Origin of the sequence: Vibrio sinaloensis DSM 21326 (assembly GCF_000189275.1) — a bacterium.
GTDB lineage: Bacteria > Pseudomonadota > Gammaproteobacteria > Enterobacterales > Vibrionaceae > Vibrio > Vibrio sinaloensis.
In genome coordinates this window covers 1-907 of record NZ_AEVT01000115.1, presented here as the reverse complement: position 1 = coordinate 907, position 907 = coordinate 1, and the positions used below count along the sequence as shown (strand labels likewise).

Sequence of the window (907 nt, the reverse complement as noted above, 5' to 3'; positions counted from 1 at the left end):
GTGCGCATTATACCCCAGCCTGAAAGATTCTTACTGGTTGTCCGTCAACTACGGGATGCAAAAGACGGCCAAATTGTATGGCGTTGATTTAAAAGTAGCTGGAAGCGAATGGCTATCGGCAACTGGCGACGCAACAACAGCAAATGATGCAGTGCCGGGAGTGGGGTGCCGACGCTATTCTGCTTGGCAGCAGTACCGACCGTTTCCCGGAGCTGGAACGGTTTGCCGGTAATGTGCCGGTTATTGAACTGGTGAACATGATTCACGATGCCAGTGTCGCAACCCGCGTTGGTCTGCCGTGGTTTCAGATGGGGTATCTGCCGGGACGTTTTCTGGTGCAGTGGAACAAAGGAAAAGCGCTTAACGTTTTACTCTTCCCGGGGCCGGAAGAAGCCGGTGGCAGTCAGGAGATGGTGGCGGGTTTTCGTCAGGCAATTAAAGGCAGCGCCATCAACATTGTGGATATCGCCTGGGGCGATAACGACATTGAAGTGCAGCGAAACTTACTCCAGGAAATGCTGGAGCGCCATCCGGACGCCAATGTGGTCGCCGGGTCGGCGATAGCGGCGGAGGCGGCGATGGGCGAAGGGCGAAATTTGACGACTCCGCTCACGATCGTCTCATTTTATCTGACGCATCAGGTTTATCGCGGTTTAAAACGCGGCCATATCTTGATGGCGCTCAGCGATCAGATGGCCTGGCAGGGAGAATTAGCGATAACGCAGTCGATTAAGGTCTTACAGGGGCAACCGGTGCCTGAAAATATCAGCCCGCCGGTGCTTATTTTGACGCATAACAACGCTGACAGCGCGCGCGTTCGCCGTTCGCTATCGCCTCCGGGATTTCGGCCCGTCTATCTGTATCAATACACCTCCGAGGCTAAAAAGTAGCCTTCGCCATGCTGTGT

Annotated in this window: 1 protein-coding gene and 1 pseudogene; both read left to right on the top strand. The window is 54.6% G+C overall.

Features of this window, described 5'->3' with window-relative positions; genetic code table 11:
• Positions 1-85, top strand: a pseudogene (locus RH45_RS23905) (hypothetical protein); the annotation flags it as partial.
• A 13-nt stretch (positions 86-98) separates the two neighbouring features.
• Positions 99-890, top strand: coding sequence for a TMAO reductase system periplasmic protein TorT (torT, locus tag RH45_RS20555; protein ID WP_277422227.1), 792 nt, complete (start codon positions 99-101; stop codon positions 888-890).
• The last annotated feature ends 17 nt before the right edge of the window (positions 891-907 follow it).